At 40.4% G+C, this 4,129-nt stretch carries 3 protein-coding genes and 1 rRNA gene; 2 read left to right on the forward strand and 2 right to left on the reverse strand.

Translation table 11 applies throughout. The features are described 5' to 3' along the window. Positions 1–215 precede the first annotated feature (215 nt). Positions 216–1,487: an NAD(P)/FAD-dependent oxidoreductase gene (locus tag EIP89_RS11315; protein ID WP_124398795.1), complete on the forward strand. Its 1,272-nt coding sequence runs from the start codon at positions 216–218 to the stop codon at positions 1,485–1,487. A gap of 251 nt (positions 1,488–1,738) precedes the next feature. Beyond that, complete coding sequence (locus EIP89_RS11320) at positions 1,739–3,100, forward strand: TrpB-like pyridoxal phosphate-dependent enzyme (protein ID WP_124398796.1); 1,362 nt, start codon at positions 1,739–1,741, stop codon at positions 3,098–3,100. A 197-nt stretch (positions 3,101–3,297) separates the two neighbouring features. Here EIP89_RS11320 and EIP89_RS11325 read toward each other — a convergent pair whose 3' ends face one another. Both EIP89_RS11325 and rrf read right to left on the reverse strand, forming a co-directional pair. Beyond that, positions 3,298–3,780: a hypothetical protein gene (locus EIP89_RS11325; protein ID WP_124398797.1), complete on the reverse strand. Its 483-nt coding sequence runs from the start codon at positions 3,778–3,780 to the stop codon at positions 3,298–3,300. A gap of 225 nt (positions 3,781–4,005) precedes the next feature. Continuing rightward, a 5S ribosomal RNA gene (gene rrf / locus EIP89_RS11330) occupies positions 4,006–4,116 on the reverse strand. Positions 4,117–4,129: the final 13 nt, after the last annotated feature.

Raw genomic sequence — 4,129 nt, forward strand, 5'->3', positions numbered from 1 at the left:
AAAAATCAATTTTTTGAAATATCACTACCAAAAACCTGCTTTAAGTCTAATTCATTTTTTGTAACATTAAATACCATTTAAAAACTGATAAAAAAAAGCTGCCCTCTTTTAGGACAGCTTCTTTTTTCTTTTTTTGGAAGATATTCTTTTTTCACGTTTTATAAGCTATGTAAAGCAAAAAAAAGATGGACATTTAATCGAGAAATCGACCTACAATGAACTCCCCTCACCTTGTCGTCATTGGCTGTGGATTTGCCGGATTGGAACTGATTAAACATCTGAACAAATCGCCCTATCGCATTACAGTACTCGACAAAAACAACTACTTCAATTTTCAGCCGCTGATGTATCAAGTGGCGTCTGGTGGACTTGGACCAGACGCCATAGCATATCCGTTGCGCAAAATAATTAGCAAAATGCCAAATGTGACTTTTCGCATGGCTGAAGTGCTGGAAGTCGATTTGAAAAACAATACTGTAAAAACCACTGTAGGAGATATACCTTTTGATTACCTCTGTATTGCTACCGGAGCTAAGACAAACTTTTTTGGCAACAAAGTGCTCGAAACACACTGTATGCAGCTCAAATCCATACCCGATGCGTTAGACATTCGGAGTGATATTTTACAAGAGTTGGAAAAAGCCCTGAGTGAGACCGATACGGGTAAAATTAAGCGCATATTAAACTTTGTGATTGTGGGCGGTGGACCTACTGGAGTAGAAACTGCCGGAGCGCTGGCAGAAATTAAAAATCACGTAATCCCAGCTGATTACAAAGAACTCGACCCATCTCTGATGCAAGTTTATTTGATTGAAGCATCACACAGAGTGCTATCAGCCATGAGCGAAATATCATCAGCCAAGGCAGAGGAATACCTGAAAGAACTGGGCGTAAATGTGCTCACAAATACCTCAGTTACGGCCTATGACCCCTCTTCAGGTATTCTTACGCTCAGCGATGGGAGCGTGGTAGAGACAGATACTGTCATCTGGACTGCAGGCGTAATGGGAAAAACGCTGGAAGGTATAGATACACATTATATTGCAAAGGGCAACCGATATAAGGTAGATGCTTTCAACCGGTTAGAAGGTTTTGAAAATGTATTTGTAATCGGCGATCTAGCATACATGACTGCCGATGAGGCCTACCCCAACGGTCACCCTATGGTGGCTACTGTGGCCCAACAGCAAGGAAGAGCATTGGCTAAAAATCTCCTTCGAAAGTTGAAGAACAAGCCATTAACGCCATTTAAATACTTTAACAAAGGCAGCATGGCTACAGTAGGCAGACATAAGGCCGTAGTAGAGATCGGAAAAATCAAAATTCAGGGGTATCTGGCATGGTTTGGTTGGATGTTTCTTCACTTGATGTACATCGTAGGATTCAGGAATCGAACGGTAGTTTTTGTGAACTGGCTGTGGAATTATTTCACTTATCAAAGAGCGATTCGACTAATTATCAGACCCTTCAGGCAGAATGTTAGTTGATCATTTATTTATTGCCTGATGATCGCGTTAAATTAATTCATTAATTAATTTAAAGGAATTTCTGCACTTTAATACCGAATAAAATCAGTTTTTAAAGATTCAGCCTAATGATGGACTCTGTTTCATTAGATGGATATAAATATTCTTTTTCAATCGAATTATATACAGCGAATATCAAGTATTCATAACCTATTTTTTATTTTTTATTATCAAGTCTATTTTAAAAATATTTTTGTCTTAAAGCTTTTGATATGGAAAAAAAAATTTTTATCCCCGAAAGTGAAACACCGAAGAGGTGGTATAATATCATAGCCGACATGCCAAATAAACCCCTTCCACCATTACATCCTGAAACAAAGCAGCCCATTAATCCGATGGATTTGGCTGCTCTGTTTCCGGAGGCATTAATACAGCAAGAAGTTTCAACTGATCGTTTTATAGATATACCGGAACAGGTGCTGGACATATACAAAATATGGAGACCAACTCCCCTGATTCGCGCGTATAACCTTGAAAAAGCATTGGACACACCGGCAAAAATTTATTACAAGTACGAAGGCTTGAGTCCAAGTGGTTCACATAAGCCCAACACAGCTGTAGCGCAGGCATATTATAACAAAAAAGAAGGAGTGCGAAAACTAACCACTGAAACCGGTGCCGGTCAGTGGGGGACGGCCCTATCATTTGCTTGTAACAAGGTGGGGTTAGAATGCGAGGTGTATATGGTCAAGGTCAGCTACAATCAAAAACCTTATCGAAGGGTAATCATGCAGACATTTGGAGCTAATGTGTATGCTTCACCCACAGACAGAACCCAGGCCGGGCGCAACATACTAGCTAAGGATGTATCTAATCCGGGAAGTCTTGGCATTGCCATATCCGAGGCAATTGAAGTGGCTGCTTCAGATCAGCATACCAAATACGCACTTGGCAGCGTGCTAAATCACGTACTGCTACATCAAACCATCATAGGGGAAGAATGTATTAAACAAATGGAGATTGCAGGAGATTTTCCTGATATTGTAATTGCTCCACTCGGTGGCGGTTCCAATTTTGCAGGAATTTCTTTCCCGTTTTTGCGATACAATCTTACAGAAGGAAAAAAGATTAGATGTATTGCGGCAGAGCCGGCATCATGCCCCAAGCTCACTAAAGGTAAATTTATGTACGACTTTGGTGATACGGCGGGCTATACGCCTTTACTTCCGATGTTTACGTTAGGGCATAATTTTATGCCGGCTTCTATACATGCTGGTGGCCTGAGATACCATGGAGCAAGTGTGCTCTGCAGTCAGCTGCTGAAAGATGGTCTGATTGAAGCTGTGGCATTGCAGCAGACCGAATGTTTCCGTGCCGGACTGCTATTTGCCCGTACTGAAGGAATCCTCCCCGCTCCTGAAGCCACCCATGCGATAGCACAAGTCATTCGCGAAGCAGAAAAGGCAAAAGAAGAAGGGCAATCAAAGACAATTTTGTTCAATCTCTGTGGTCATGGATATTTCGACTTACAAGCATATAATGACTTTTTAGAAGGAAAAATTACCGATCATCACCTATCTGATGAAGAACTTGAAAGTAATCTGACAGAACTTCAAAAATTCCAACCTGCATGATACTTGGCTAAACCTTTTATTAGCTTAGATACTGCATCTATTTGATATATGGAAGGTTGATTTCTGTTTTTATGTAGTGTTTTGATAATAAACATAAAAACCCCGTCCAATCCGGGGTTTTTATGTTTTCAGCATATTGTAAATCCCTGATTGAATTTTTAGCCGCTCAAAAAATCAAAAGCGTTAATAAGCAATTATTAAAATCCCCAACCTAATTGAAGACCCACGCTCAATGTGGTAGGCAGATTACCTCCAAATCTGAATGGAAAAGGAATTGACACTGAAAAATTGGAATTTTTAAGGTGATAAAATGTTCTGCCAATTACGGGGGTAAATCCGACCTGACCATTAGATTCAAAAGCGATTCTTGCCGAAAACCCGTAATGGTCAGAAAAAGTGTAGGTAAATCCGGGATGAAACAATAAACCGGTGGTGGTAATTGAATTGTTGACCTGATCTACATGCTCATTCAGCCGGACACTTGGAACAAATTCTATTGAAAAGGCAAAATTTTTCGCAATCCAGAAATTAACACCTACCGGAAAACCGACGCTGTGAAGAGGAAGTAGCTCTACGTTTCTTTTGTGCAAATCATAATCTTTCAGATGAGTTACAACGCTGAAGTAAGCGCCCACTTTTGGATTTGGGGTAAGCTCATCCTCATAATTTTGACAATACAATTTTGAAGTCAGTGTGGACAGTAAGAGAAGAAACACAAATAAAGCCTTGGCAGGAAAGCGAATACATGGAGATAATAGAAAATGCATAATTACACTTAAGAAAAAAATGCAATAAAAACATGCACTATATAAGTACGCAACAATGTTACATTTAAAGAGATACGAAAATTAAAGTGGAAAACAAAAAAACCCCGTTTGGAACGGGGTTTTGTGATGTAATGCTAAGGAGGGCAGCGACATACTCTCCCGGCGGAGTGCCAGTACCATCTGCGCTGGTGGGCTTAACTTCTCTGTTCGGAATGGGAAGAGGTGATCCCCACCGCAATAGCCACCCTCGAAGTTGTCTGTG

The sequence above is a fragment of the Thermaurantimonas aggregans genome (assembly GCF_003851885.1).
GTDB classification, from domain to species: domain Bacteria; phylum Bacteroidota; class Bacteroidia; order Flavobacteriales; family Schleiferiaceae; genus Thermaurantimonas; species Thermaurantimonas aggregans.

Bases quoted from the DNA above. Each gene is read 5' to 3' on its own strand.
- EIP89_RS11315 (WP_124398795.1), top strand. From the start codon at position 216: ATGAACTCCCCTCACCTTGTCGTCATTGGCTGTGGATTTGCCGGATTG.
- EIP89_RS11320 (WP_124398796.1), top strand. From the start codon at position 1,739: ATGGAAAAAAAAATTTTTATCCCCGAAAGTGAAACACCGAAGAGGTGG.